Source organism: Pseudonocardia sp. T1-2H, from assembly GCF_038039215.1.
GTDB lineage: Bacteria > Actinomycetota > Actinomycetes > Mycobacteriales > Pseudonocardiaceae > Pseudonocardia.
The window spans coordinates 1,878,386-1,905,365 of record NZ_JBBPCL010000001.1 but is presented as its reverse complement, the minus strand read 5'-3'; the positions used below and the strand labels follow the sequence as shown (position 1 = coordinate 1,905,365).

The window sequence follows — 26,980 nt, the reverse complement described above, 5'->3', positions numbered from 1 at the left end:
CATTGAAGGTGGTACCCATGGTCGGCCCTTCAGCATGCCGGCACGGACCTGCGAGACATCTGCATCTCTCAGGCAGACCCGTGCCGGGCGCGGTCTAATAGGAGCACCCACGTCTCGGGAGGCTCTTGACGGGCGGCGGAGCCACTCCCTTGGACAGCGCCACCAACAGCGCCCTGGGACACCGCAGAGTCGACCCGGGATAGGCGATCTGCAGGTGCAGGTGCGGGCCGGTGGAATCTCCCGTGCTTCCGGTCAACCCGAGCCGCTGCCCACTGGCGACCCTGCCGGTAGCCGAGATACGGGTGGCGTGGCAATAGGTGTATTTAGCGCCGTCATCACCCCGAAGCATCACCCCGTTACCGCAGCCACCGCCCTGGTAGATCCTCGTCGCGGTACCGGAGGTGACGGCGTAGAACGGTGTCCCGGAGGCCACCGCAATATCGATCGCGGGGTAGTCATGGTGCGGCGCGGTCAGCGAACTCCTTATCGCGCCCTTCGGCAGTACCAAGGTGTAACGGGTCGACCCCCGCCCGGAGAGCGGCGCGCCACCATCATCGTCATCATCGTCATCGTCATCGCCGTCGCCATGGCGAGGGGCGGACAACGCCGGATACTTGCCGCCCGGGCTCGCCGCCGCCGGCGATGTCCCGAAAGCGACGAGCCCGACCACGGCCAGCAACGCCGCGAGCGCGAGCGAACACAATCTGTTCCACCAGACCCGACCGGCGTCCCCGTCCACCATCGCCGGGGCGCCCGCCTCCTCATCACCGTGATCTGCCATCGTTTGCCCCCGATCGGATAACCCTCCTGAATTGCCCGGTTTCCGCTCGGCCCCTGACGGGCATTTCTGCGCTATGCCCGATTTCCCCGGCCCCCTGTCTCGGCCCGGCCGAGCCCTATTACAGATACTCGACAACCCCCTCCCGCCGTCAGGCCCATTTGCCCGCCTTATCGGGGCTCCGTATGGCGGGCCTCGATACGGTCGAGATATCGCCCGACCAGCGTCCACGGCTTTCTGCTCGGTCAGCCCGGGCCAGGTCCGCGGGCGTGGTGTTGACGGTTGCTGCGTGATCTTCTGTTGGTCGGGCGCTGAGCGCCGGGATGCTGCCGGTCGTGGTCGCCTCCCCGGGACGGTTCGGGGTGTCGGGGACGAGGCTGACGCGGGGCATTCGGACCAGCCTGGCCGCCGTGCCCCAGCTGCTGTGTCCGGTCTTGGTCGCCGGCCACGGCGACCTGGACGAGTGTGGTTCGCCCCGTCGGGGCCGAGCGCGGGGCGGGGCGGTCGTCGTTGGAGACCGAACGGCGGAGCATCAGCCCGTGCACACCACCGGCTCGCCTGCGGAGCCACTAGCGCGGCAGTCGAGCGGCTGGAGCGCAACAAGAGTGATGGTTACCCTGCCAGCGCGCACGTTGTCGGCGGCAAGGCCCAGACCAACGGAGGCAGCGCATGAACACGATCACCACGACCGACGGCACGGAGATCTTCTACAAGGACTGGGGCTCTGGTCAACCGATCGTCTTCAGCCACGGCTGGCCGCTCTCGGGTGACGATTGGGACACCCAAATGCTGTTCTTCCTCCAGCACGGCTACCGCGTCATCGCCCATGACCGGCGCGGGCACGGACGCTCCACGCAGACCAGCGACGGTCACGACATGGACCACTACGCGGACGATCTGGCTGCCCTGACTGCCCATCTCGATCTCCAGGACGCCGTGCACGTGGGGCACTCCACCGGTGGCGGCGAGGTCGTTCGCTACATCGCTCGACGCGGTGAGAGCCGCGTGGCGAAAGCCGTGCTGATCAGTGCGGTGCCGCCGCTCATGGTGCAGACCGTCGCGAATCCCGGCGGCCTGCCGAAGAGCGTGTTCGACGGCTTCCAGGCCCAGCTGGCCGCCAACCGGTCCGAGTTCTACCGGGCGCTGCCGTCGGGCCCCTTCTACGGCTTCAACCGGCCCGGCGTGGAACCCTCGGAAGCGATCATCGAAAACTGGTGGCGCCAGGGAATGATGGGCGGGGCGAAGGCACATTACGACGGCATCGTCGCCTTCTCCCAGACCGATTTCACCGAGGACCTCAAGAAGATCACGGTGCCGGTCCTGGTGATGCACGGCGACGACGACCAGATCGTTCCCTATGCCGACTCCGGCCCGCTGTCCGCGGAGCTCCTGCAGAACGGGACGCTCAAGACGTACAAGGGATTCCCGCACGGCATGCCGACCACCGAGGCCGAGACGATCAACGCGGACCTGCTGGCCTTCGTGCAGGCCTGATGACGGCTCGGTGGAGACGAGGATCAACCACCGGCGCCTGTTCGAGGCCTGCCGATGTGGTGCCGGCTGTCGGCAGGACGTCTGGCCCCGCGTCGGTGTCGCGCAAGCTCCGATCACGGCCGATCACCCGCGGGAGGAGCGCCAGCAGGGCCGAGCTCATCGTCATCGTGCCGATGTAGAGCAGCTTGGCGAGGCCGTCGTTCGAGGTGCCCGCGACCAAGGTCGTCGGGAACGGAAGGAACACGATGGTGAGGGTCCACGCGAGCAGGAGCCCGACCACCAACGGGTTCTGACGTACCAGGACACTGACGATCGAATGCTGGGCGAGCCAGAGTCGCGCAATGACCGTGAAGCTGAGCAAGAACGCGAGGATGTCGGCCGCGTGCTCGCGCAGCAGGTCGGCCACGGCACTGTTCTGGACCTGGGTGCCGACTTCGGGAGCCGGCCTCGCACACCGACCTTCCGCATGCCGGGACGGTCATGGCTCACCCGTCGCGGGTGAGCTCCGTCCGGTGGGATCGGGCGACGATGGCTCCGCCACACATCCGGCCCTCAGGAGGGGTACCGATGACCGAGAACGCAGCTCGGCGACAGGACCGCGACGTCGCCGACATGGCCGCCGACGTCGGTCGCTCACGCTGGTGGTGGGCCGCCTACGGGGTGCTCACCGTGATCGCAGGAGTCCTCGTGCTGGTCTGGCCGGGCATCACGCTGGTGACGCTCGCGGTCATCTTCGCGGTGCAGTTGTTCGTCGTGGGCATCTTTCGGGTCGTCGCCGCCTTCGCGATCCCGGACACGTCGGCCTCGGCCAAGGTGCTCTCCGTGGTTCTGGGCGTGCTGTCGTTCATTGCCGGGATCATCTGCCTGCGCTCGCCCCTGCAGACCCTGGTCGTACTGACCTTGATCCTGGGTGCGTTCTGGCTGATCCACGGCGTGGCGGACATCGTCAACGGGATCAGTGGCCGCGGCGAAGCAGGTCGGGGGTGGACGATCGTCAGCGGTGTGATCGGCGTGTTGGGCGGCATCGTGGTGCTCTCGTGGCCAGTGTCCAGCGCCATAACCCTCGCTTGGCTCCTCGGGGTTGTGCTGATCCTCCTGGGCCTCGTCGGGATCGTGTCGTCGCTTCGCCGATCCGAACCCGCGGTGTCGGCCCCGGGCCCAGCATCACGAGAGTCCGCGACCTCAACGCGCGGCAACACCTCTGCGGCCCCCACACCGACGTCGGGCTGACCACGAGCCTGGCCCTGCCCGCGTACCGTCAGTCCCGACGGCGACCGCCTGGCCGGGGTGCACAAAACGCGGATCACCCCGCTGCGGAAGCGCCGGAAGGTCGATGTCGAGACCGGGCCCGACATGGAGGTGCACGGCAACGTCGTCGACCACGAGTACGAGCCCGAGTACGAGATCGAGGTGGACGACCGCAAGATCGCCGAGGTCTCCGAGCAGTGGTTCCGCGTCCGTGAACCGACGGGGTCGAGATCGACGCAGACCAGGACCCGGTCCTGGTACTCGCGGTCGCGATCGCCATCGCCATCGCCATCGCCATCGCCATCGCCATCGACTCGATGCTCACCCCGGGAAGTGAGGGCCGGGACCGTGAGACTGCCGGTCGCGTACGGGACTCAGGCCTCGTCCCGCGCTTCGCCGAAGCTGCGCAACAGGGCGTGGTGACGGTTGTGGGCGAGGATATGACCGACCGTCAACACCGCCGCGCCGGCCATTCGATGATCTCGATCAGTGCCAGCGTGCCGGTGCCGGCCGCGACCGAGGTGTGGCTTCACCACGCTGCGATCACGCCACTGGCCGAAGCACTTGACTGCACGCCCTTGGCCTCGAGGCGAGTGGCTCCGTGGCGTCCGGCCACGGAGCCTGCGCGAAAACCCGTTGGCGGACCACGGCGACCACAGCTACATTCCCGGCGGCCGTGCGAGAGATCGAGGAGGTGGTACCCGTGAACGCAGTATCGACATGGGTGCATCCCTTCGGGGTCACGGTCGGGCGATAGGTCGTCCGGGAGCGCCGTTCACGAGCACTCCCGAAAGGCACGACCATGCGATTCACTTCCGAACAGCGCCTCGACGACGGCGTCGGAGAACGCGGGTTCACCCTCGGCGAGATCCCCGGCATCCTGTGGACGCCCGGATCCGCATCCGCACCGGCCCCGCTGATCCTGCTCGGCCATCCCGGCGGACTGCACAAGATGTACCCCCGACTGGTTGCCCGGGCCCGGCACTCCGCGGCGGAGGGCTACGCCGCGGCCACCATCGAGCTCCCCTGGAGCGGTGACCGGCCCCGTTCCGCCGCCGCCGAACAGGCCCGCGCCGACCTGCGCCGGGCACTGGAGGCCGGCGAGCCGGTCGACGACGAGATCGTCGACCGGCTCGTTCTCCCGCTGGTCGAAAAGGCGGTCCCGGAATGGCGGGCCGCCCTGGACGCCCTCCTTTCGCTGCCCGAGATCGGCGGCCCGGTCGGGTACGCGGGAGGGGTGATCGCCATCGGCATCCGGTTGGCTGTGGTCGAGCCGCGCATCTCAGCCGCCCTTCTGTTCGCCGGGAGTTTCGTGCCCCGCACCCTGTTCGAGGAGGCCCGGTAGGTCACCATTCCGCTGCAGGTCCTGCTGCAGTGGGACGACGAAGGAAACGACCGGAAGATGGCCCTGGACCTGTTCGACGCCTTCGGCGCCAAGGAGAAGACGCTGCACGCCAATATGGGCGGGCACACCGGCGTCCCGCAGTTCGAGGGGGACGCCGGGAACCGGTTCTTCGCCCGGCACCTGAAGTGAGGCCGGGAGGGACCGGACCCAGTACTGCAGTTGATCAGTCGGATGGTCGTTCGCCGCGGCCGTCGGGGGTGCCACGGGCCCCGCCAGTATCTGGCGGAGTGCCGCTTCGTCGATGCCCACGGCAACTCGCTGCGCCAACTCCAGATCGCTTTCGAGAGCCGACGTCCAGGTCGGAGCGGTCGCGCGGCGTTGCTGGCGCACGTCCCCGAGAGCTTGCGCGGCCAACATGCGGGTGCGGGGAGTCCTCGCGCTGACCTTTCCGGTGCTGCTTCGGCTCGCCCAGGGCCCATGGCCGTCTACCCGCATGACGCTGGGCCCGGGCGATCCGCCCGGGCCCACTGTGCAGTCCGGCCGTCAGGCGACGACGGTGTCGATCGCTTCGTGGTGCTTGTCGAACTTCACGTAGTCGTCCTCCATGATCGCCCGCGGGTTGAACATCGGATCCGCGAGCAGGCCGTGCACGCGGCGGCGCTGCATGCCCATGTTCCCACCGTCGTAGATCGGGAACACGGACGCCTCGCGGAGCAGCTTGCCGAACCCGTTCCCGGCCTCGAGACTGTTCACTCCGACGATCTGCATGCACTTGTACACGCAGTCGAACATCATCTCGGTGACCTGGATCTTGTTCATCGCACCGACGAGTTCGGCGTGCTGGTCGTGCTTGTCCAGGTAGTCCGCGGCGCGCCAGGAGAAGTACCGGCCCATCTCGATCTTCGCGGCGACGTCGCCGAGTACGTAGCCGACGTTCTGGAACTCGATGATCGGTTTGAGTGCGCCGGCGGTGTTGTTCCGGGCGAAGTCGAGTGCCTTCTCGTAGGCGGCGCGTGCCACTCCGACCGCAGCGATCGCGGCAACCGGACCGGACCACGCGAAGTTGCGGTTGATCACGAAGTCGCCGTTGCCGTGCGCCTCGGGCAGCAGGTTCTCGACGGGTACCCGCGCGTTGTCGAAGGTGACCTCGGCGTTCGAGGTGAGACGGTGGCCTTCCTTGTCGATGTACTTGTAGGTGACCCCCGGCGTGCCGCGCTCCACGACGATCGCCGAGAGGCCCTCGGTTCCGCCGGCCTCCGGATCAGTACGGACGATGACGGTCTGGGCGTTGACACCCTGCTCGTCCCAGCCTGCCGACGACGGCCAGTACTTGCGACCGTTGATGACGTAGTGGTCACCGTCCCGGGTCGCGATGAGGCCCACACCGGCCGGACGGGGCAGCGGAATGTCGAAGTTTGCCGTGCCGCTCGGACGACCCGGTGGCTCGCTCGCGGTCCAGCCACCCAGGTACTCGCCGGTGGGATCCGACGTTGCGGCGCGCAGGAAGCGCTCCTTCTGCTCCTCGGAGCCGTACCAGGACACCGGCATGAGCCCCAGGCCGTTGCACAGGACCGTGCAGGCGAATCCGGGATCGACGACGCAGATCTCCTCGGCGGCGATCAGCAGGTCCACACACGGCAACCCGCCGCCCCCGTAATTCGCGGGCAGCATGCACATCGCGATCCCGGCCTTGTAGGCCTCGACGTACGGTGGCTTCGTCAGGTTCACCGCCTTGACCGGGTCCGGCTCCCGGTCCGCCGCCGGGACGACCGGGGCCAACACATTCTCCGCGAACGCCCGCACCTCGTACTGCATCTTCCGCTGCGCCTCGGACATCGTGAAGTTGATGGTCATTCCGCCCTCTCCCCTCCCGTCAGAGCCACTGGACCGAGCCCAGATGGTTGACGGCCGCTGCGACACCAAGGTGGCCTGGATCACCATGCGCCCCCACGAGAAGAGCGTGAAGTGTCGGGGCGCCGAATAGGCCGAACAACTTCCTCCGTGCTGCCCTCGGAGGAAGGAACGACCAACGAACGCGAACGCCGGACCAGCTAGCCGTTGCAAGCGCCCAGGGCCTATGGGTCCTCAGCCACGGCGCTCGCCGGCGGTGCCGGGCTGCGTGCCAGCTCGACGCACCCCGTGGCCAACAGCGTCTTCTGCGTCAACGGGCCACGCTCCGGCCCGGCGGAACCCGGCGGCCACGCGACCGGTCCAGCCGGTTCGCCGATATGGACCGCCTGGACCCCACGGCAGCGGCTCCAGGCCTGGGGCGAGTTCGTCGGCGAGCCCCTGGCCCACACCGACCGATCCACGCCCTCATCCGCGGCGAAGCAGACAGCGAACCCTTCGCCGTCGAGCTTCGCGAACGACTGCTGGTTCTCACAGCACCTGGTCGATCAGTCCCCACTCGAGGGCAGTCCGGGCGTCGAGGGCTGCGCCGGTCAGGGCCAGGTGGAGGGTGCGCCGGCGGCCGATCCGGCGGGGAATGCTGACGGTGCCGCCGGCGCCGGGGATCAGGCCCATGCCGACTTCGGGAAGTCGGAAGGTCGTGTCCGGGTGGGCCAGGATGCGGCCGGCGAGCGCGGGGAGCTCGATCCCTGCGCCCACGCAAGCGCCGTGCACCCGGACCTCGACATGCTCGCCGAGGCGATGCAGCAGGCCAGCAGCCCCGCCTCGGGTCCGCACGAGATGCGCGGTGACCAGGTCGGGGGTGGTGCCGAACTCGTCGAGGTCGCCACCGGTGCAGAACGACGGGCCGGCCCCGTCGAGCACCACCCGGTCGACGGTGTCGTCGAGCTCCGCGATCTGCAGGGCCTCCACGAGGGCGTCGCGGACCTCGCGACCGTAAGCGTTGCGCCGCTCGGGCCGGTTGAGCGTGATCCGCAGCTCGTCCCCGGCCCGAGCGACGAGCACCGGGTCGGCGGGAGCGGGTGGTGGCAGCGGCCGGGGCCCGCGGTGCTCGAGCCAGCGGCGGAACTCCGGCCCGCCCAGCAGGGTGGAGTAGGCGAACGACTCGGCGTCCAGCGCGGCCGGCACCGGCAGCGACCCGGACCAGCGGAGCAGCCCTGCCAGAACCGTCGCGGCGTGCGGGTTCGCCGCGACCGCCGCGTGCACGGCTGCGGCCTGCGCCACCGGAACGAGCTCATCTCCATGAAGTTGTTGGTCTCCGGCGGCTCCCACCGGTTGACGTACTCGTCGAGCGGAGGCTGGCTCGCGTGCAGGACGATCGGCATGTTCGCGTCCTGGACGTCCTGCCAGAACGGGTCGAACTCCGGGAGCGCCGGCGAGCGCCAGCCGCGGTACCCCTTGACCGGCGCCGGCTTGATGAGCACGGCCCGGGCACCGTTCTCGACGAGGTACTCGAGTTCCCGGCGGGCGTCGTCGACCAGCGCACACGAGATCACCGGGGTCATGAAGAGCCGGTCCTGGTGCACGTAGCCCCACGTCTCGAGCATCCAGCGGTTGAGCGCGTGGATCATCGCCACGACCAGCTCGGGGTCCTCCGCCGCGGAGTGCTCGACCAGGTTGGCCAGCGTCGGGAAGACCAGCGCCTCGTCCACGCCCTGCTCGTCGAGGGCCTTGATCCGGGGGCCCGGCTCGCGGAAGTCCGGCTGCGCGTCGATCGGCCGACCGGTGAGCTCGCGGAGGGTCTTCCCCTCCTTGTTCTGGCCCGAATAGAACTTCTCGTGCGCCCCCAGGGCGGCCACCCGGTCGAACGTGGGGTTGGGGATGAACTCGGTGATCCGGTTGAGGATCGAGATACGGGTGTGCCGTCCCACCTGCACGTACTGCACCGCCCGGCGGAAGCGCTCCGGCAGGTGCCGGGTGAGGGCCTCCGGTGTCTCGTACATGTGGGTGTCCGCGTCGAAGATCGGCGCGTCGGTGTACTGCGTCACTGCTCTTCCCTCCACTGCCGCGACGTTGGCGCAACGTCCATCACCGTGTGACTCGTATGACGAAAATGTCAATTATCTTCGCGAACCATGACGCTGCGGCGACGCCGACCTTTCGCGCCGGGCGCAGGAGCAACGCCACAGGGTTTGGCGCGACCGTCACTTTGGCGCGCGTTCGCACTGATCGGAGACCTTATGATGGCCACCGCCGACAGTGGCTTCGACTCTGCTCTTCCACCACCGCACGAAAGACATCCGGCCTGGTCCGCCCGGCTGACGCTGCCGTCAACTATGCTGGGTGCGGCCCTCCGGTCGGCGACGCCGTCCGAGCGCCCGTACGCTCTGTCCGCACACGACCTGGAGTACATGATCGACGAGGCGAGCACCGTGGCCCCCGAGGCACACGGCACGACGGATCCGTCGCCGGACGACGGCGGGCTCGGGGAGCGTGCAGCCCGCACGCGCAGCCTGATCCTCAAGGCCGCGCAGCAGCTGTTCCTCGACCGCGGCTACTCCGGCACCCGGATCAACAACATCACCGACGCCTGCGGCATCTCCCGGGCCGGCTTCTACACCTACTTCAAGGACAAGCGCGAGGTCTTCAACCTGCTCGGGGAGGAGTCCTACCGCGACATCCTCGCCACCGTAACCCGCTGGGACGACATCCCGCACCCGGCGTCACGGGCGGACGTGGAGCGCTGGGTCACCGAGTACTTCGCCTTCATGGACGTGCACGGCGCCTTCATCTTCTCCTCGGCCCAGTCCGCACCGCCGGACGAGGACTTCCGCGAGAGCAGCAAGCGGCTGCAGATGCGGGTCGCGTGGCTGCTCGGGGTCAACCTGCGGAACCGGCAGACCGAGCCGACCGACGCGCCGGAGGCGCTCGGCCTCGCCGTCATGGCGATGCTCGACCTTTCCTGGTACCAGAGCCGGGTCCAGCGGCTCCCGGTCGACGACGGGGACATGATCGCCACGGTGGCGGCGATGATCAGGTCCACCATCCGGACGAACGACTGACGGGCGGCGGGCGACGAGGCCGCCGCCCGCCGGGTCACCCGGCCTGCGGGACCAGTCCGGCGCCGCCGTGCGTACCGTCACGCCGGCGTACACGGCACCGGTCCGGGGCAACGGCGCCGGCGACCAGCCCGCCTCCGAGCCGCACCCCAGGCAGCGGAACCGAGGGGGCATGGCCAAGGTGCCGCACGCGCCGCACCTGCCCGCCTCCCAGCGCAGCTTCGCGTCGAAGGCCCGCTCGTAGGCGGCCAGCGAGATCGCGATCTCCGGGCCCGGGTTGTCGACGGTGCGCTGCGGTGCCCTGACCGCGGGCTCGTCGCGCCGGACCGCGGGCACGCCGCCGATCCGGATCGCGGTCGCCGAGGCCTGCTCGACGGCGAGGACCAGGCCGCCCGTGCCGACCTGCTCCAGGCCCGCGAGGGCGAACAGGGCGGCGCTCGCCCCGAGGGTCGGCAGCCGGGGCGCCTGGCCGACGGTGAGCGCCGCGGCCTGCTTGGCGCCGAGCCCCGCCACCGCGACCGGTTTGTCGCTCAGCTCGAGGGCCTCGACCGCAGGCCCCAGGCCACGCTCGCGCTGCAGCCGCGGATCGGCGTAGTCCCGAACGGGCCCCCCGTCCACCCGGCTCTGCACGGGGAGGCTGCGGACCACCCGGTCGACCAGCTCGATCGGCACGCCGGTGTCCCCGACCAGTGCCGCCGCGGCGCCCGCCGACGCCCCGGCCTGCGCGTCCGCGGCTACGACGAGCGTGCCCGGGGCCGCGCCGGCGAGCGCGTCGAGGACCGCGGGCGGCCCGCCGACCTGCTCGGTCACCGGGACGTCGTCCGGCAGCCCGATCCCGGCCAGCAGGGCGGCGGCGTTGCCGCCGACGAGCAACGGCAGCTCCCGCGTCACGAACACCACGGCTCGGACCTGCGGTCCCGCCTCGCCCAGGGCTGCGTGCCCGGCGGCGACGGCCAGCGTCACCGCGTCCTCGTCGGGCCCTGTGGTCCGCCCGCGCCCGTCTCCCCAGGGCGGCAGGTAGGTGCCGACCGCGGCGAGCGCCCTCGATCCGGACATCGTCGTCCCGCAGGCCGGCGAGGCCCGGCGGGGTGATCCCCATGACGGTGCGCATCCCGGGCTCTCCGCTTCGGCCGTCACCGACCGCCCGCCGCGCGCGGCCGTGTATCCGGGGCGCACGCTCCAGGACTCGACCGGGTGCACGGTGTCGCCATCGATCCGCAGGACGGGGCCGGTCGACCACCCCGACGCCGCCGAGCAGAGCCACGCGAGCACCCGTTCGCTCCTTCGCCGGTCGGGCCGTCGTGAGACAACCGAGATCGACCCTAGAGCGACAGCATCCGGCGCACCTGTACTACCGCAGGGCCAAGGCGTCCCAGCTGCTCTTCGGTGGACCCGCCGTCTACCACGAGCGGCTCCTAGCGCGGGTGGGCGTTTGAGCGAGTCGCGCTCCAAGACCCCGCGAGTCGCGATGTGGAACCAGGCGAGTCGCGATCTGGGGCCCCGCCAGCCGTCTGGCTCACAAGGCGGCCGCGCTGCTCCCTTACGCGGCGCGGCCGGCTCCACCGCGCGGCTCGCCCGGCCCACGCCGACTCCGTCGGAACCGCCGTCGCCGCGACTGCAGCTCCGCCCGGACGGACCGGACGCGGCATCGGGCACCGGCGAGCTGCTCGTCCGGGGCCCCGGCTGACCAGCGGTTACCGGAACCGGCCCGAGGACACGGCCCGCGCTCTCCCGGGTGGCCGGCTGCACACCGGCGACCTCGTGCGGGTCGACGACGCCGGGCGCGTCCGGCTGCTCCTCCTGGACCAGGGACACGCCGGGGCCCGCATCGGCGACGTCACGGACCGGTGCGGGATCTCCCGCGGCGGCTTCTCCACCTACTCCCGCGTCAAGCGGGAGGTGTAGGACGCTTGGTCCCGGAAGTCCGCCACGGCCCGGGTGAAGTCCATCCCCCGCACGTGGAGCCGATACCCACCTCGCCCAGCCGGGCCTGCAGCACCTGCGCGAGGGCCGGCTGGGAGGCGGACACCCCGCTCGTCCCCGCGGTCAGCGTGACCCCGCCACCGAGACCCGACTCGGCCAGGAGCTCCCGGGCGCGCTGCCGGTCATCCCACCCGTCGGGCGACTACTCCTCGCGCAGTGTCGGCGGTCAGTGGATGTGCGAGCCGCCGTTGACGTCGTAGGTGGCGCCGGTGATGTAGCCGGACTCCTTGCGGCAGAGGTAGGTGATCAGGTCGGCGACGTCGTCGACGTTGCCGACGCGGCCCACCGGGGTCCCGGCGAGGAGCTCGAATTTGCGCTCGCCTTCCAGGGCGCCGCCGGTGATGTCAGTGCCGATCAGGCCGGGGGCGACGGCGTTGACGGTGACGCCGTTCGGGCCCAACTCGCGGGCGAGCGCGCGGGCGAACCCGAGCTGGGCGGCCTTGGCCGCGGAGTAGGCGACGCCACCGAAGACGCCACCGCCGCGCTCGGCGGAGACCGAGGAGAGGAAGACGACACGGCCGAAGCCGCGCTCGGCCATGCCGGGGGCGACGCGGCGGGTGATGTTGTAGGCGCCGCGCACGTTCACCGCGAAGATGCGGTCCCACTCCTGGTCGGTGACGTCGAGGAAGCGGGTCGGTGAGGTGATGCCGGCGTTGTTGACCAGGGCGCCTACCGGTGGCACTGCGTCGTCGAGGGCGGCGAGTGCGTTCTCGACGGAGGTCTCGTCGGTGACGTCGCAGCCGACGCCGACGGCCTGCACGCGGTGGCGCTCGGCGACCTCGTGGGCGGCGTCCTTCGCGTTGGGCTCGTCGAGGTCGAGGATGGCGATGTTCCATCCGGCGGCGGCCAGCGCGTGCGCGGTGGCGCGCCCGATACCTCGCGTGGAGCCGGCGCCGGTGACGATGGCGGTCTTGTCCGACACGGACATGGGTATTCTCCAGAGATTGATCGGGCCTGGTGGCCGGCGGCGGGCGAGGTGCGCACCGCCGCCGGCGGCCGGGGCGAGCTGGTGGTCAGACGGTGGGTGGGGCGGGGTCCGCGGGCCAGGCGCCGTCGCTGGTGGCAGCGGTGCCGCCCAGCTCGGCCTTCACCCGTGCGACGATGGCGTCGGTCGACAGGCCGTAGCGGTCGTGCAGGGTGGGCAAGGCGCCGGCAGCGAGGAACTCGTCGGGCAGAGCGATCGGGACGACCCGGGCGCTCGCCCCGGCGTAGGCCAGGGTGGCGGCGACCGACTCGGCGAGCCCGCCGATGACGGTGTGGTTCTCCAGCGTGACGACGAGGCGGTCGGTGCGCGCCGCGCGGAGAATCGCCTCGCGGTCCAGCGGCTTGATCGTCGGCACGTGCAGCACGGCGACGTCGAGGTGGTCGGCCTCGAGCCGAGCGGCGGCCTGCAGCGCCCGCATCGTCATCAGGCCGGTGGAGATGAGCACGACGTCACGGCCGGTGCGCAGCTCCGCGGCCTTGCCGAGTTCGAAGCGATAGTCGTATTCGTCGAGCACGGTGGGCACCGCCCCGCGCAGCAGGCGCAGGTAGGTGGGTCCAGGTGTGGCGGCGAGCGCGGGTACGGCCTGTTCGATGTCGACCGAGTCGCACGGGTCGACGATCGTCAGGTTCGGGCAGGCGCGCAGGATCGCCAGGTCCTCGGTCGCCTGGTGGCTGGGCCCGTAGCCGGTGGTGAGCCCGGGCAGCGCACCGACGACGTTGACGTTCAGCCCGGGTTCGGCGATGTCGAGGCAGAGGAAGTCGTAGGCGCGCCGGGTGGCGAAGACCGAGTAGGTGGACGCGAAGGGCACCAGCCCGACCTCGGCCAGGCCGGCCGCCGCACCGAGCATGGCCTGTTCGGCCATCCCCATCTGGAAGAACCGGTTCGGGTGGGCGTCGCGGAAGATGTGCATGTCGGTGTACTTGGCCAGATCGGCGGAGAGCCCGACGATCTCGGGGCGCTCCTCGGCCAGCCGGGCCAGCGCGTGCCCGAACGGGGCGCTGGTGGTGCGCTGCCCGGGGTCGGCGAACGAGGCGATCATCGCCGAGGTGGTGAGCTTCTTCTTCCCAGAGGTCGTGGCGGTCATCGGTTCAGCCCCTCCTCGAGCTGGTCGCGGGCGATCTGCCATTCGTGCTCGGCCACGCGCATGAAGTGCGCCTTCTCGCGGGACTCGAGCAGCGGCACGCCGCGTCCGATGCGGGTGTCGCAGATCAGCACCGAGGGCGTCCCGCGGTGCTCGCGCAGTTCGTCGAAGGCGGCGACCAGCGCGGGGATGTCGTTGCCGTCGACGCGGCGCGCCTTCCAGCCGAACGCCTGCCACTTCTCGGTGACCGGCTCGGTCCGCAGGACGCCGGCCGTCGGCCCGTCGGCCTGCAGGGCGTTGACGTCGACGATCGCGGTCACGTTGTCCAGCCGGTGGTGGGCGCACTGCAGTGCGGCCTCCCAGGTGGAGCCCTCGTCGAGCTCGCCGTCGGAGAGCAGGTTGAAAACCCGGGCCGGGTTGCCCTGGTGGCGCAGCCCGAGCGCCATCCCGGTGGCCACCGCCAACCCGTGGCCCAGCGAGCCACCGGAGATCTCCATGCCGGGGGTGTAGGACGCCATCCCCGACATGGGCAGCCGGGAGTCGTCGGAGCCGTAGGTATCCAGCTCCTCGACCGGGATGATCCCGGCCTCGGCCAGCGCCGCGTAGAGCGCGATGGCGTAGTGCCCGATCGAGAGCAGGAACCGGTCCCGGTCGGGCCAGTGCGGGTCCTCGGGCCGGTGGCGCAGCTGGTCGGCGTAGACCACGGCGAGGACGTCGGCGACGCCGAGCGCCTGGCCGATGTAGCCCTGGCCCTGCACCTCGCCCATGTTCAGCGCGTTGCGCCTGATCCGGTGAGCCGCCATGCGGAGCCGGTCGATCCGGTCGGTCCGGTCGGCCGGAGCCCCGGCCGCGGTGTGCGGCGTGTCGAGTGATGTCACGCCGTCCTCCTTCGCACTCATGTGTTCAGTCGTCGGTGTGGTGTGCACGGTCAGCTCCCGGTGGCCGGCTTGGTGTGGTGGCGTGGAGCCGGCTCGGGCGCCGGCGGCGCGGCGAGGGCGCGTTCGAGGGCGGCGACCTCCTCGCGCTCGGCCCGGCCCCAGGTCTCCTTGGTCACCAGCGCGGCGAGCAGGCCCAGCAGCCCGTAGCCACTGAACAGCAGCGCCGGGCCGATCCAGCCGACGCCGACATAGAGAGCCGTCGCGACCAGCGGGGTGAAGCCGGAGACGACGGCCGACAGCTGGTAGGCCAGCGACGCGCCGGTCGTGCGGGTCTTGGTGGCGAACAGCTCGGAGAACCAGGCACCCTGCACGCCGGCGAGGGAGTTCTGGCAGATCGCGTAGCTGACCAGGAAGGCCAGGATGATCGCTGTCGCGGCGCCGGTGTTGACCAGCAGGAAAAGCGGGACGCCCCAGAGCAGGGTGATCGCAGAGCCCAGCAGGTACACCGGGCGCCGCCCGACCCGGTCGGTCAACGCGCCCCAGCATGTCGTCGCGACGATGCCGATTCCGGCCGCGATGAGCAGCGCGGTGAGGCTGACCGAACGCGCCGCCAGCTTCTCCGACGCGAGGTAGGACAGCATGAACGTGACGGACACGGCGTAGCCGGCGGTCTCGGCGATGCGCAGGCAGAACGCGCGCAGCACGGTGCGCCAGTCGTCGCGCAGCACCTCCAGCAGCGGGTTCTTGGAGACCTCGCCCTCCTCCTTCAGCTCCTCGAACTCCGGGGACTCCTCGATCTTGAGCCGGATGAGGATGCCCACGACGATGAGCACCGCGCTGAGCAGGAACGGCACCCGCCACGCCCACTGCTCCCCCAGCGGCACGCTGGCCAGGAAGGCCAGGTTCGCCAGCAGTAGCCCGACCGGGAAACCGGCCTGGGTGATGCCGGTGTAGAGGCCCTTCTTGCGCCACGGCGCGTGTTCGAAGCACATCAGGATCGCGCCGCCCCACTCGGCGCCGAACGCCAGGCCCTGCACGACGCGTACGGCAACGAGCAGGATCCCGGCCCACGCCCCGACCTGCTGATAGGTGGGCAGGGCGCCGATGAGCACGGTCGCGATGCCCATCAGCAGCAGGGATCCGACCAGGACGGGCTTGCGGCCGATGCGGTCGCCGAGGTAGCCACCGATGATCCCGCCCAGCGGGCGCACGGCGAAGCCGATGCCGAGGGTGGCGAAGGACAGCAGGGTGCCCGAGAGAGGGTCGGTCGCCGGGAAGAAGACCTTGTTGAAATACAGCGCCGCAGCGGTCCCGAAGCCGATGAAGTCGTAGGTCTCGATGGTGGCGCCGATAGAGCAGCCGATGGCGACCTTCTTCTTCTCCGGCGTGCCCTCGATGGGATGCCAGTGGGCGACCTCCTCGAGGTGCGGGTCCTGCAGCGGCGGTTGCCGTTCGGTCATGGTGATCTCCGCTGATCAGAGAGGACTCGGACGGAGCTAGCCACTGCGCGCCTGCCGCTAACCCCCAACAGTTAACTGTTAACAGTCATCTGTTGGGTGAAGATGGTGAGCGCGGAGGTGCGACGTGTCAATGCCCTCTTCTCGCTCGTCACCCAAATGGCCGTGCCGCCTTTCGGGCGCGCGCCGACCACGAGCGACGCGACAGGGGGCGGCCCGAACGAGTCGCGCGGGCTGACGAGCGGAAACCGAACAAGCCGGGGCGCCGTCGAGGACAAGCGCGTGGCAGCCGGGCGAGCCGCTCTGCGCCGGCTATGCGGAGGCGGCTGTGCGGTGGGCCGAGCTAGGAGGTGATCAGGCCTCGTCCGTCATCGGCGCGTACTGCTCGGCGGCGGCCGCCATGTGCTGCTCGACCACCTTCGTCGCGACGGGCACATCGCCGCTCTCGATCGCGTCGACGATCGACGTGTGCCGGTCTCGCGACATCATCGTCGGCGTCCCGTCCGACTCACAGTTCATGATCGTGACGCGGATGCGGCCCTCGAGAGAGCGCCAGGCCTCCACCAGCATGGAGTTGCCCGACAACCTGCAGAGCAGCAGGTGAAAGCCGAGGTCGGCCTCCAGCCTCGCCGCAAAGTCCCCACCGTCGTCGGCAAGTCCGGACAGCGCCTCCCGCAGCGTGGCCACGGCGGCGTCCCGTCGGGGCGAAGCGATGATCTCGGCAGCGGCAAGTCCTTCCAGCGCCGCCCGCACGCGGAACAACTCCCGGACCTCTCTCGGGGACAGCGCGTTCACCCGGAGCATGCCCCGGTTCCCGGCGGTGACCAGGCCCTCCTGCTGCAGGTGGCGCAACGCCTCGCGGACAGTCCCCCGGCTCACCCCGAGGTGCTTGCCCAGCTCCACCTCACCGAGATGGTCACCGGGGCGGTACTGGCCGGAGGTGATCGCCGACCGGAGCGCTTCCAGGGCGCGTTCCCGTAGCGTGCTGCGGTCCAGACTGGACAGGGGCTCCACACTCACCGAAGGACCTCCTCGCTCGGCACCGAGCATACCGCTGCTGGATGTCAACAGTAATCTGACAGCTGTTGACAGACCGGCCGGCATCACGCGCCTCGCCGAGGCCACTGCCCTGACTACCAGACGTCCGGTGGAGCCATCGCCTGTGGTCGAGCTCTGCGTGCAGGTCGATCCGTCGCCGAGCAGTGGGCTTGCCACCGCGATTCAGCACCGCGCCGAAGAGGTCCCCACCCGAGTTCCGCCGCAAGGTCCTCGACCTTGTCGCGGCCGGGCGGCGACGGCGCGGACGGTCAGGACCGCAGCTCGACGACGCCCCTGACGATCAGGTACACGCCCAGGATGCCGAACGCCGTGATCATGATCTCCCGCTGCCGGCGCCAGACCCACTCAGTCGTCCGCCGCAGGAAGTCCTGCAGCTCGACCGGTCTCCGTCTGGAGAGCGCCAGGGCAGCCATCGGCATGGCAAACCAGATCGCGTTGTACAGGACCACCTGGAGTATCCGGCCCGCGTTGCTCGACGTACTGTTCGTGATCGCGCTCAGTGCAGCGAGGTAGAAGAGCCCCGGCTTGTGGGTCAGCACCCCGGCAAGGGCCGCGCGGCGTGGGGACAGGTTGGCCAGTTGACGGCCGAGCCACGAGCTGGAGTCGGGCCCGGGAGTGGCCCCGGTGCGATCGGGCACCGGTGCTTGGACCCATCCGCCGAGCAGCCCGGCGGCGTAGCCGAGCGAGACCGCGCCGAGGATGAAGGGGATGACCGCGCGCACCTCCGCCGGGGCCCGCGATCCGGCCGATACGCCCAGCAGGACGACAAGTACCGTGCCGATCCCGGCGCTGACGACGAACCCGACGACGACGTAGGCCGTCAGCAAGCGGGTCGGCCGGACGGCTGCGAGCATGGCGCACACCGCCGCCACGCTCAGCGGGCGGATGACCGATGTCAATGCGAGGAGCAACGCATCCACACTCACGCCGCCATGCTGAACGGACCGGACGGTGCGGACTTCACCCCGGCGGGGTTACCTCGACTCCTCCACTGCTCGTTTGGCGGGCCGGGGCCGTGCGGAGGGAGCCCGGGTCGAGCTTGTTGATGGTGACAATGATCGGAATCAGCGTGGTGACCCGTGCGGACGGTCGAACTCAAGCTGGCCGGCACGCCGCTCTCCGACAAACAGACCCGGAGGCCTCCTGCTCGTGGTGCACGGGTCGGGGGCGTCCCGCCCCGGACGGGTCCTGGCACCTGGACTGAAGTCCGGCTTCGTAGGAGGGGCCGGAGCCGAGAACTCGGGGCGTCGACGTCCTCGGCCCGGAGTACCTGCGGCAGGTGATGGCCCGTGCCGCGAGACACGCCAGAACAAGGGATACAGCGGTTGTTCGCCGCCACCGCGCCGATGCCTCCCGCACCGCGACCGAACGACGCCGAGGGGCGGTCGCGGCCGGTCGTGATCTTCGCGGGCCTGGTCGGGCGATGAGGGTAGACGGCGCGGTCGAGGCCGTGACCACCCTCCGGGGGTGACCGGACCCGTTCCGGGAGGACCGACACGTCGACAGTGGGCTGCAGCGGTGCCGCATGGGATAGGGGCGGAAGCCGATGGCGCAGGAGGCGGCCATGACGCACATCAGCAGGGTCGGGCCGACCGGGCACATGGGGCGGGCGGCACTCCGCGCGGCGGTGGCGGGGGTACTGGGCGCCGTGGTCGTCGCCGGATGTTCCTCGCAGCCGGCTGCGCCCCGGCGACACCGCCCGCACCACCCGCTGTGACCACGGCTCCCGCAGCCCCCACGTACTCGCCCGAGCTGTGCAGCGCCGCGGCGCAGTTCCAGACCGCGGCCAACGCGCTCGTCCAGCTCGACGCGACGAAGGTCGGCACGGAGGGCGTCAAGGCCGCGCTGCAGGACCTCGCCGACGCCGGGCGGAACCTGGCCACCGCGGCCGGCACGCAGTTCGGCCCTCAGGTCGACGCATTCCAACAGGCCCTGTCCTCGCTGCAGGCCACGGTCGCGAGCATCGGGGACCAGACGGCGCTGTCCGCGAAGCTGGGCGCCCTGGCCGCGTCCGTGGGGCAGGTCGAGGCCGCGGCGAAGCCGATCGTCGACAGCGTCCGGACGGGCTGCACGGGGGTGCCGCCCGTCGAGCTTCTCCCTGACGTCCTGCCCCTGGCGGGCCATGGCTCAACCGGTTTCGCCGCAGGCGCGACCGGTCGCACCCCGCGACGTCGCCCGCACCCGGAACGCCCACCCGTTGACGAGCGGTCCGCCGACGCCGCCGAAGGCGCCCAGGAGCCAGATCAGCGTCAGGATCCCGGTTGTCGGCCATACGAGGAGCGCCAGGCCGAAGCCGCGGAGGGCCTGCCGGACGCGCACACGGCGCCGAGCGTGAACGTCACCCCGCGCGGGCGAGGGGGGCCGACGATGCGTTCGCGACCGTGGGTCGCCGCAACGCAGTCCGTCGTGGGAGGCCGCGGTGACCGACAAGCCGACTTTCCTGTCCGGCTTCGACCGGCTTCGCCGGCGCCACCGGTGGCTCGACCATCTGGTGCGCGCCGGTGTGCGGTACACGGAGAGACACGGGAACCACTACGCCGCCGGGATCACCTACTTCAGCCTGCTGGCTGTGGTCCCCCTCGTCATGGTCGCGTTCGCGGTGGTGACGCTGGTGCTAGCCGCTGATCCGGAGCCCCTCACGCGGCTGCGGGCCCACATCGACGAAGCTCTCCCGGCCGGGCTGGAGCAGACGGTGAACTCGATCATCGACCAGGCCATCGCGTCCGCCTCCACCGTCGGGGTGGTCGGCCTGCTCATCGCGTGCTACACGGGCCTGGGTTGGATGAGCAACCTGCGGGCCGCGCTGTCCGAGCAGTGGGGGCAACCCCCGCAGCCGCCACCGTTCCTGCGCCGCCTGCGGGTCGACCTGTTCGCGTTGCTCGGGCTGGGCCTGGCGCTGTCGGTGTCCTTCGGCGCCACGGCCGCGGCCGGCGTCTTCGCCGGGCAGATCCTGGAGTTCCTCGGGCTGGCCGGCCTCTGGTGGGTCCGCTGGCTCCCCGTCGCGCTCGGCGGGCTCCTGAGTCTGCTCGCCGACTGGCTGCTGTTCCTCTGGGTGTTCGCGCGGCTGCCCCGCGAGCCGGTGACCTGGCACAGCGCGGGAAGGGCGGCGGTCGGCGCCACGATCGGCCTGGAGCTCATCAAGCAGGGGATGGTGGTCTACCTCGCTTTCGTGACCCGGACCCCGACCGGTACCGCATTCGGGCCGATCCTCGGCCTCATGATCTTCATGTTCACCGTGTCCCGATTCCTGATCTTCATCGCCGCGTGGGCGGCCACCGCGCGCGAGAACCAGGTCGAGCAGCCTCCGCCCCCGCCGCCACCCGCGGTGATCCGGCCGGAGGTGTGTGTCCGCCGAGGCCTCGGGACGGCCGCGGGCGCCGGCCTGATCGGGGCCGGGGCCGTGGCGGGCCTGATCGGTGGCCGGCTGCTGACCCACCGCGGACACGACAAGCGCTGACCGGGGAGGCAGGGGCTTCTCCACGTTGAATGCGGAATCGGTAGATCCTGCGGGTGGCGGCGAGCAGGCTGCCACGCCGGCCACCCAGCCACGCCCGATCACCACTTGACACTCATAGAAGCATCTGGGGTGTACCCCACGACGAGTACGAGACCGCGTGGCGCGCCCAGCAGGCCGTCGTGGACGATCGACCCACAACACCCGCTGACGGGGGCGAGCCGGCACCCGCCGAGTAGCGAGCACTCCGAGCTACCGGGGGACCTCACCGAGCGGCTCGTCACGGGCTCGACAAATGCGAACGAACAGCCGATTGCGCCAGGTCCGCCGGGGTGCAACCGTGGCCGAGCGGAACCCGCCACTGTGCGGCCTCGCCACACGGTGGCAGCCATCGAGTGGAGGTGGTCTCCATGGGGATGTTCGACCCGGAGTGGATGAAGGCCTGGCAGGAGGCCGTAAACCGGGACCGGGCGATGGAATACGTGCGGCGCTTCATGAATACGGACTTCGTCATCGGCTTCGGCGACACGGAGTACCTCGTCTCGGTCCGTGGCGGCAACATCGAGCGCGTGTCCGATCAGTGGACCATCCAAGACACGTGGGAGTTCGCGCTCCGGGGACCGCGTGAATCATGGGAGAAATTCCTTCAGCCGGTCCCACCGCCGATGTACAACGACATCTGGGCGATGGCGCACCCGCTGCACGGACGCTTGCGCATGGAGGGCAACGTGAAGGTGCTCTGGCAGCACCTACGGTCCGTGACCTGGATGCTCGACCGTATGCGTGAACTTCAGCCGGTGCCTGCGTAGGCGCTGGATCGGATACAGGAGCTTGGGAAGATGGCGACGAGGCACGACCCGATCGTTGGTCGTTACGTTTACGTTCCCTACGAGGCGGCAGAGTATCGAGTGTTCTACGAGGAGGCTGGGGAAGGAATTCCGCTGGTCTGCCTGCACACCGCTGGTACCGATTCACGCGAGTACCGTCACCAGCTCTCGGATCCCGACATCACGAGCAGCTTCCGCGTGATCGCCCTGGATCTTCCGCGTCACGGAAAGTCAATTCCGCCGCCCGGCTTCCAGAATGAGGAGTACCGGTTGACGGCGAAGTTCTACTCGGAGTTCATCATTGCATTCTGTGACGCCCTGGGACTGGAGCGGCCTGTCATCATGGGCAGTTCCATGGGTGGCAATATCTGCTTACACCTGGCACTCCATCACGAGGAGAGGTCCGCGCCTTGATCGCGATCGAGGCGTGCGACTACTCGCCCGGCTGGTTCATCGACTGGCTGTACCATCCCGAGGTACATGGCGGGGAGGCGTGCGCTACATCGGTGTTCGGCCTGATGGCACCGCAGAGCCCGGAGGAGTACCGCTGGGAGACCTGGTGGTATTACGCGCAGGGTGGCCCCGGAATCTTCCGCGGCGATCTGTACTTCTACAGCGTGGACCACGACTTCCGGCAGCTCGCCGAGAAGATCAGTGGCAACGTCCCGATGTACCTCATGACAGGTGTCTACGATTTCGCCTGCACGCCGGAGATGACCGCCGAAACCGGGAAGAAGCTCAGGGGGTCCGAGACCATCATCATGGAAGAGATCGGGCATTTCCCGATGAGCGAGAACCCTGTGACGTTCAAGAAGTACCTCATGCCCGTGCTGGAGAAGATCATGAGCCGGAAGCTTCAGGCGCAGGCAGGCGTCTGAAGCCACCACGCTCCCGGCCCAGAGGTTTCGGAGGAAGGCGGTCCTGCTCCGCTCGGTCGGGTCGGCGGACGTGGGCAGCGTCGGCCCGGGATGCTCCGGGAGCGCGCGTAGAGGAGCGGCCTGACCGGGCGAGCGGTGCGGGCTCCTTGTCTGCCGTCGCCGTGATGGCACCGCACCTGGTTCGGGTCCTACGCGGGATCCGGGCGTCCGCCCGACCACCGCGCTCAGGCGAGTGCGGTTGGCCTGTGTGGCGCGCCACACTTGAGGGGAAAGCCCGTGAGAACGAGGTGAGCGAGATGAACGAGACCAAGCGCTGGAACGTCGACATCGTTATCGACGAGGAGGGCGACCGCACCCGGGCGGTCGCCCGGCTGCATGCAGGTGACACCGATCAGCATGTGGGCGTCGGCCTGGCCCGGCTCAACCCGGCTGATCTAGACGTGCCGGAGATCGGTGACGAGCTCGCCACCGCTCGGGCCCTGTCCGAGCTGAGTCACCATCTGCTCGACGCTGCTGCGGGGGATCTCGAGCAGGTCACTCACCGGCAGGCCCACCTCCGGATCTGAATATACGCGCCTCGGCCGGTCCGTCGGTCGGGTGCCTCCGCATACCGCCGGCGCAGGACGGGGCCGGCTGAGCAACGGCCGCGCCGCTGCTCCGGCTACGCGCGCTCACCCGGCCGAAGATCCAGCAAGGTCGGGGTGACCCCACACGTCGAGTACGCCCCCGATAACTACCTACGAGGTCGGCGGACCGAACCGGGGGCAGTCCCGGGCGCCGGTGCGCCGCGCTGACTGGATCATCGAGCTCATTCAGTTGAGCCGGACCTATGCGTTGCGGCAGGGTGGATCCACTCGGCGGTCGGGTGCATAGGTCGGGTTCTTCCTGCGGCGCCACGGACGACGACCTCGCTGGCGACGACGACTTGACAACGCGCGTCGCGGATCAAGGCGGAAACCAGGTGATGACTCCGGTTCCGCCGTGCGCTCGCCCAAACGGCTCGACGGGTGGGCCGGGGTTGCCCGAGGCACGTCATCCCATCAGCGGTACCGGCCTCCTCACGACCAGCGGGCGCACGGTCTGACCCTAGGGCTCCTGAGCCCGGAGGATGCGAGTGCTGACCCGCCGGCCGCTACCGGAGCCGAGCCTGGCACAACCAGACCCGGCAGCTCCCATCAGAGGATTTCGGAGGCAGTTCACTGCGGGTTGAGTGCTGCGGACTCGGCGTCGGTGAACAGCCGGGAGCGGGTGATGAATCGGACGCCTTCCGGTGCCTCGATCGAGAACCCGCTGCCGCGGCCCTTCACTACGTCGACGGTGAGGTGGCTGTGCTTCCAGTACTCGAACTGCGACTCCGACATGTAGAACCCGATCGGCGTGGGCAGCCCGTCGATGGTGAGGTCGCCGAGGTGCACGTCGGAGCCGCCGATCTTGAAGTCCCCGTCCGGGTAGCACATCGGCGAGCTGCCGTCACAGCATCCGCCGGACTGGTGGAACATCAACGGCCCGTGGATCTGCGAGAGCGTCACGAGGAGATCCGCGGCCGCCGGAGACAGCGCCACCCGGGCGGTGGTGCCGGAGGCGGGCACCTCCGGCACCACCTCGGGCCCACTCATCAGAAGAAGCCCTGGGCATTCTGCGAGTAGCTGACCAGCATGTTCTTGGTGTTCTGATAGTGGTCGAGCATCATCTTGTGGTTCTCGCGCCCAATCCCGGACTGCTTGTAGCCGCCGAACGCCGCGTGCGCCGGGTAGGCGTGGTAGTTGTTCACCCACACTCGGCCCGCCTGGATGTCCCGGCCGGCCCGGTACGCGACGTTGCCGTCCCGCGACCAGACCGCGGCACCGAGGCCGTACAGCGTGTCGTTGGCGATCGTGATGGCGTCGTCGTAGTCCGCGAAGCGGGCCACGGAGACGACCGGGCCGAAGATCTCCTCCTGGAAGACCCGCATCGAGTTGTCGCCCTCGAAGACGGTCGGCTGCATGTAGTAGCCGCCGGACAGCTCGCCGCCGAGGTCGGCGCGCTCACCACCGGTGAGGATCTTCGCGCCCTCCTGCCGGCCGATCTCGATGTAGGACAGGATCTTCTCGAGCTGGTCGTTCGAGGCCTGGGCGCCGATCATCGTGTCGGTGTCCAGCGGGTGCCCCTGCTTGATCTGCTCGGTCCGCTTGACGGCGTCGCCCAGGAAGTCGGTGTAGATGTCGCCCTGGATGAGCGCGCGCGACGGGCAGGTGCAGACCTCGCCCTGGTTGAGGGCGAACATCGCGAAGCCCTCGAGGGTCTTGTCGTAGAACGAGTCGTTCTGCGCCGCGACGTCGTTGAAGAAGACGTTGGGGCTCTTGCCGCCGAGCTCGAGCGTGACCGGGATCAGGTTCTCGCTGGCGTACTGCATGATCAGCCGGCCGGTGGTGGTCTCGCCGGTGAAGGCGATCTTGCGGATGCGCTTGTTCGACGCGAGCGGCTTGCCCGCCTCGACGCCGAAGCCGTTGACGATGTTGAGCACACCGGGCGGCAGCAGGTCCGCGACGAGCTCGTTGAGCACGTGGATCGAGGCCGGGGTCTGCTCGGCCGGCTTGAGTACGACCGCGTTGCCCGCGGCGAGGGCCGGGGCCAGCTTCCAGATCGCCATCAGGATCGGGAAGTTCCACGGGATGATCTGGCCGACGACCCCGAGCGGCTCGTGGAAGTGGTACGCGATGGTGTCCGCGTCGATCTCGGAGATGCCGCCCTCCTGCGCGCGGATCGCGCCGGCGAAGTAGCGCAAGTGGTCGATCGCGAGCGGGATGTCCGCGGCGAGGGTCTCGCGGCAGGCCTTGCCGTTCTCCCAGCTTTCCGCGATGGCGATCATCTCGAGGTTCGCCTCGATGCGGTCGGCCATCTTGGTGAGGATGTTCGCGCGCTCGGCGACCGAGGTCTTGCCCCAGGCCGGTGCGGCGGCGTGCGCGGCGTCGAGGGCGAGCTCGACGTCCTCGGCGGTGCCGCGGGCGACCTCGGTGAAGTTCTGCCCGGTGACCGGGGTCGGGTTCTCAAAATACTGCCCCTTGGTCGGGGCCACGTACTCGCCGCCGATGAAGTGGTCGTAGCGGGGTTTGAAGGTGACGACGCTGTTCGCGTCGCCCGGAGCCGCATACCTGGTCATGATCGTCCTCCCGCATCGTCGGGTGTAGGTGACCAGCGACACTAGGGCGCCCGACGTTGCTCCAACGTTGCATCTGCGGATTCAACAAGCGTTCTGTTCCGTGGGCGCGGTGATATAGAGCCTCCGCCGGAGCGATGACGGCCGCCGAGAACCCGAGCCGCAGGACATGGCGCCCACCGCACTCTTCCCCCGCCGGGGCCAACTCCGGAACAAGATCGCGACGACGACCGCCGCCAGTGCGAAGGTCGGGCCGTTCGCGCTCTACGTCGCCAGGGAACACGGATCCCATGGGCCTCAGCGCCCCGCTGGTGGCACCGGTCCGGCGGGCCTGCCAACTGAGGGACCGTCTGAATTTGATCAGCGTTGTTGAGTCCACCGGAGCCGACCGTCCTCGATCATCGCGACCCGGTCGGATACCTGGGCGACGAGCGGGAGGTCGTGGCTGATCAGGACGACCGTCGTGGCGTGATCGTTCCGCACCCTGTCGAGGGCGTGCAGTAGTTCCTGTTTCTTGTCGCCGTCGAGCGCGGAGGTGACCTCGTCGCAGACGAGCACGGCGGGCTGCGATGCCAGGGCGCGGGCGACGGCGGCACGCTGAAGCTGTCCACCGGACAGGGTCGTCGCGCCGCGAGCGCAGGTCGCCGGGTCCAGGCCCAGGTCCTCCAGCAGCTGGGCTGCCACCGCGCGTACCGACTCCTGGTCCTCACCGCGTAGCAGTACGGCAAGCCTCGCGACCTGGTCGAGGACGGAGCGGTGGTCGAGGAAGGTCGCGCGTGGATCCTGGTGGACGTACTGAACCGCCCGGCGCTGGGCTACGGACCCCATGCTCACGGCGGCGGGGAGGAGCTCGCCGTTCACGGTGATCGTTCCCCGGCCGGCCGCGAGCCCCGCGAGGCAGCGACCGAGGGTGGTCTTCCAGTGCCCCGCCTGCAAGGCCTACGAGCAGCAGATCGGCCCCACGATCGACCAGCTCGTCACCGACGGGCAGGCAAAGATCGTCTACCACCCCGTCGCCTACCTCGACCGCTTCTCCTCCACGCAGTACTCGACCCGCTCGTCACAGGCCTCCGCCTGCGCCCCCGACGCCGCGTCTTCCCGCGATACCTGACCACGCCGTACGCGAACCAGCCCCCGGAAAACGCCGCCGGACTCCCCGAGGAGCAGCTGATCACCCTCGGACGACAGGCCGGAGCCGGCGACGACTTCGCCCGGTGTGTGCACGACGGCCGTTACGCAGGCCGGACCGCCTCGGTGACCGACGCCGCGTCGAAGGCCGGGGTGACAGCGACCCCCACGGTGAAGGTGAACGGCACCGAGATCGACCGCACCCCTCAGGCTCTCGCCGCGGCTGTACAGGCGGTCCAGGACTGATCCGGCTACCTCGGTCGGGGCCCGGACGGCCCGCACCGGCGACCTCCTTCCACAGCGCGTCCGGGCGTGACCGGCCCCTCCGCGTCTGCTGCGGTG

General features: G+C 69.8%; 26 protein-coding genes and 2 pseudogenes. 14 read left to right on the top strand and 14 right to left on the bottom strand.

What is annotated here, in order from left to right; genetic code table 11:
* Positions 1 to 94 precede the first annotated feature (94 nt).
* Entirely contained in the window at positions 95 to 781 is a 687-nt protein-coding gene (locus tag WBK50_RS09560; protein WP_341335247.1) for a M23 family metallopeptidase, read from the bottom strand.
* A 666-nt stretch (positions 782 to 1,447) separates the two neighbouring features.
* On the opposite strand from WBK50_RS09560, the gene WBK50_RS09555 reads away from it, so the two are divergent.
* Positions 1,448 to 2,272, top strand: a complete 825-nt coding sequence (locus WBK50_RS09555; protein ID WP_341335246.1) for an alpha/beta fold hydrolase — start codon at positions 1,448 to 1,450, stop codon at positions 2,270 to 2,272.
* On the opposite strand, the gene WBK50_RS09550 is transcribed toward WBK50_RS09555, so the two are convergent.
* Positions 2,238 to 2,678 carry a TMEM175 family protein gene (locus WBK50_RS09550; RefSeq protein WP_341335245.1) on the bottom strand — a complete coding sequence of 147 codons (441 nt, stop codon included), beginning with the start codon at positions 2,676 to 2,678 and terminating at the stop codon, positions 2,238 to 2,240. The two genes, WBK50_RS09555 and WBK50_RS09550, sit on opposite strands and share 35 nt — an antisense overlap.
* Positions 2,679 to 2,839: 161 nt before the next feature.
* On the opposite strand from WBK50_RS09550, the gene WBK50_RS09545 reads away from it, so the two are divergent.
* The gene (locus tag WBK50_RS09545; RefSeq protein ID WP_341335244.1) at positions 2,840 to 3,502 is read left to right on the top strand and encodes an HdeD family acid-resistance protein; all 663 of its coding nucleotides are present in this window, start codon (positions 2,840 to 2,842) and stop codon (positions 3,500 to 3,502) included.
* A gap of 820 nt (positions 3,503 to 4,322) precedes the next feature.
* Positions 4,323 to 5,054 (top strand): annotated as a pseudogene (locus WBK50_RS09540) (alpha/beta hydrolase).
* Between the two features lie 354 nt (positions 5,055 to 5,408).
* Here WBK50_RS09540 and WBK50_RS09535 read toward each other — a convergent pair.
* The 3 genes and pseudogenes from WBK50_RS09535 to WBK50_RS35025 all read right to left on the bottom strand — a co-directional run.
* Complete coding sequence (locus tag WBK50_RS09535) at positions 5,409 to 6,719, bottom strand: acyl-CoA dehydrogenase family protein (protein ID WP_341335243.1); 1,311 nt, start codon at positions 6,717 to 6,719, stop codon at positions 5,409 to 5,411.
* Positions 6,720 to 7,244: 525 nt separating this feature from the next.
* Positions 7,245 to 7,997 carry an enoyl-CoA hydratase/isomerase family protein gene (locus WBK50_RS09530; protein WP_341335242.1) on the bottom strand — a complete coding sequence of 251 codons (753 nt, stop codon included), beginning with the start codon at positions 7,995 to 7,997 and terminating at the stop codon, positions 7,245 to 7,247.
* Between the two features lie 128 nt (positions 7,998 to 8,125).
* Positions 8,126 to 8,716: pseudogene (locus WBK50_RS35025) on the bottom strand (amidohydrolase family protein); the annotation flags it as partial.
* A 333-nt stretch (positions 8,717 to 9,049) separates the two neighbouring features.
* On the opposite strand from WBK50_RS35025, the gene WBK50_RS09520 reads away from it, so the two are divergent.
* The 3 genes from WBK50_RS09520 to WBK50_RS09510 all read left to right on the top strand — a co-directional run bounded on the left by WBK50_RS09520 (position 9,050) and on the right by WBK50_RS09510 (position 11,677).
* Entirely contained in the window at positions 9,050 to 9,775 is a 726-nt protein-coding gene (locus tag WBK50_RS09520) for a TetR/AcrR family transcriptional regulator (protein WP_341335240.1), read from the top strand.
* A 67-nt stretch (positions 9,776 to 9,842) separates the two neighbouring features.
* A complete protein-coding gene (locus tag WBK50_RS09515) occupies positions 9,843 to 10,016 on the top strand; it encodes a hypothetical protein (protein WP_341335239.1) in 174 nt (57 codons plus the stop codon).
* 1,517 nt (positions 10,017 to 11,533) lie between these two features.
* On the top strand, positions 11,534 to 11,677 hold the full coding sequence (locus WBK50_RS09510) for a hypothetical protein (protein WP_341335238.1): 144 nt from the start codon (positions 11,534 to 11,536) through the stop codon (positions 11,675 to 11,677).
* A 244-nt stretch (positions 11,678 to 11,921) separates the two neighbouring features.
* On the opposite strand, the gene WBK50_RS09505 is transcribed toward WBK50_RS09510, so the two are convergent.
* The 6 genes from WBK50_RS09505 to WBK50_RS09480 all read right to left on the bottom strand — a co-directional run bounded on the left by WBK50_RS09505 (position 11,922) and on the right by WBK50_RS09480 (position 18,141).
* Entirely contained in the window at positions 11,922 to 12,683 is a 762-nt protein-coding gene (locus WBK50_RS09505; protein WP_341335237.1) for an SDR family NAD(P)-dependent oxidoreductase, read from the bottom strand.
* An 85-nt stretch (positions 12,684 to 12,768) separates the two neighbouring features.
* On the bottom strand, positions 12,769 to 13,824 hold the full coding sequence (locus WBK50_RS09500; RefSeq protein WP_341335236.1) for a transketolase family protein: 1,056 nt from the start codon (positions 13,822 to 13,824) through the stop codon (positions 12,769 to 12,771).
* The gene (locus tag WBK50_RS09495) at positions 13,821 to 14,624 is read right to left on the bottom strand and encodes a transketolase (protein WP_341339344.1); all 804 of its coding nucleotides are present in this window, start codon (positions 14,622 to 14,624) and stop codon (positions 13,821 to 13,823) included. The genes WBK50_RS09500 and WBK50_RS09495 overlap by 4 nt, the downstream gene beginning before the upstream one ends.
* 125 nt (positions 14,625 to 14,749) lie before the next feature.
* Entirely contained in the window at positions 14,750 to 16,159 is a 1,410-nt protein-coding gene (locus WBK50_RS09490; RefSeq protein ID WP_341335235.1) for an MFS transporter, read from the bottom strand.
* Positions 16,160 to 16,510: 351 nt separating this feature from the next.
* Positions 16,511 to 17,176 carry a GntR family transcriptional regulator gene (locus WBK50_RS09485; RefSeq protein ID WP_341335234.1) on the bottom strand — a complete coding sequence of 222 codons (666 nt, stop codon included), beginning with the start codon at positions 17,174 to 17,176 and terminating at the stop codon, positions 16,511 to 16,513.
* A gap of 287 nt (positions 17,177 to 17,463) precedes the next feature.
* Positions 17,464 to 18,141, bottom strand: a complete 678-nt coding sequence (locus tag WBK50_RS09480) for a GAP family protein (protein WP_341335233.1) — start codon at positions 18,139 to 18,141, stop codon at positions 17,464 to 17,466.
* Between the two features lie 638 nt (positions 18,142 to 18,779).
* Between WBK50_RS09480 and WBK50_RS09475 the strand changes: the two genes are divergently transcribed.
* The 6 genes from WBK50_RS09475 to WBK50_RS09450 all read left to right on the top strand — a co-directional run bounded on the left by WBK50_RS09475 (position 18,780) and on the right by WBK50_RS09450 (position 22,940).
* A complete protein-coding gene (locus WBK50_RS09475; protein ID WP_341335232.1) occupies positions 18,780 to 18,932 on the top strand; it encodes a hypothetical protein in 153 nt (50 codons plus the stop codon).
* Positions 18,933 to 19,634: 702 nt separating this feature from the next.
* Complete coding sequence (gene yhjD / locus WBK50_RS09470; RefSeq protein ID WP_341335231.1) at positions 19,635 to 20,672, top strand: inner membrane protein YhjD; 1,038 nt, start codon at positions 19,635 to 19,637, stop codon at positions 20,670 to 20,672.
* 407 nt (positions 20,673 to 21,079) lie between these two features.
* Positions 21,080 to 21,478, top strand: a complete 399-nt coding sequence (locus WBK50_RS09465; RefSeq protein ID WP_341335230.1) for a hypothetical protein — start codon at positions 21,080 to 21,082, stop codon at positions 21,476 to 21,478.
* Positions 21,479 to 21,508: 30 nt separating this feature from the next.
* On the top strand, positions 21,509 to 21,910 hold the full coding sequence (locus tag WBK50_RS09460) for an alpha/beta fold hydrolase (RefSeq protein WP_341335229.1): 402 nt from the start codon (positions 21,509 to 21,511) through the stop codon (positions 21,908 to 21,910).
* On the top strand, positions 21,907 to 22,374 hold the full coding sequence (locus tag WBK50_RS09455) for an alpha/beta fold hydrolase (RefSeq protein WP_341335228.1): 468 nt from the start codon (positions 21,907 to 21,909) through the stop codon (positions 22,372 to 22,374). The genes WBK50_RS09460 and WBK50_RS09455 overlap by 4 nt, the downstream gene beginning before the upstream one ends.
* Positions 22,375 to 22,619: 245 nt before the next feature.
* Positions 22,620 to 22,940, top strand: coding sequence for a DUF1876 domain-containing protein (locus WBK50_RS09450; protein WP_445942238.1), 321 nt, complete (start codon positions 22,620 to 22,622; stop codon positions 22,938 to 22,940).
* A gap of 630 nt (positions 22,941 to 23,570) precedes the next feature.
* Here WBK50_RS09450 and WBK50_RS09445 read toward each other — a convergent pair.
* The 3 genes from WBK50_RS09445 to WBK50_RS09435 all read right to left on the bottom strand — a co-directional run bounded on the left by WBK50_RS09445 (position 23,571) and on the right by WBK50_RS09435 (position 26,371).
* Positions 23,571 to 23,990 carry a DUF779 domain-containing protein gene (locus tag WBK50_RS09445; protein WP_341335227.1) on the bottom strand — a complete coding sequence of 140 codons (420 nt, stop codon included), beginning with the start codon at positions 23,988 to 23,990 and terminating at the stop codon, positions 23,571 to 23,573.
* Positions 23,990 to 25,513: an acetaldehyde dehydrogenase ExaC gene (gene exaC, locus WBK50_RS09440; RefSeq protein WP_341335226.1), complete on the bottom strand. Its 1,524-nt coding sequence runs from the start codon at positions 25,511 to 25,513 to the stop codon at positions 23,990 to 23,992. The genes WBK50_RS09445 and exaC overlap by 1 nt, the downstream gene beginning before the upstream one ends.
* A 357-nt stretch (positions 25,514 to 25,870) precedes the next feature.
* A complete protein-coding gene (locus WBK50_RS09435; RefSeq protein WP_341335225.1) occupies positions 25,871 to 26,371 on the bottom strand; it encodes an ATP-binding cassette domain-containing protein in 501 nt (166 codons plus the stop codon).
* 49 nt (positions 26,372 to 26,420) lie between these two features.
* Here WBK50_RS09435 and WBK50_RS09430 point away from each other — a divergent pair, with 49 nt between their 5' ends.
* Both WBK50_RS09430 and WBK50_RS09425 read left to right on the top strand, forming a co-directional pair.
* Positions 26,421 to 26,621 (top strand): DsbA family protein, encoded by a 201-nt coding sequence (locus tag WBK50_RS09430; protein ID WP_341339342.1) that lies wholly within the window; start codon positions 26,421 to 26,423, stop codon positions 26,619 to 26,621.
* Positions 26,585 to 26,884 carry a DsbA family protein gene (locus WBK50_RS09425; RefSeq protein WP_341339341.1) on the top strand — a complete coding sequence of 100 codons (300 nt, stop codon included), beginning with the start codon at positions 26,585 to 26,587 and terminating at the stop codon, positions 26,882 to 26,884. The genes WBK50_RS09430 and WBK50_RS09425 overlap by 37 nt, the downstream gene beginning before the upstream one ends.
* Positions 26,885 to 26,980: the final 96 nt, after the last annotated feature.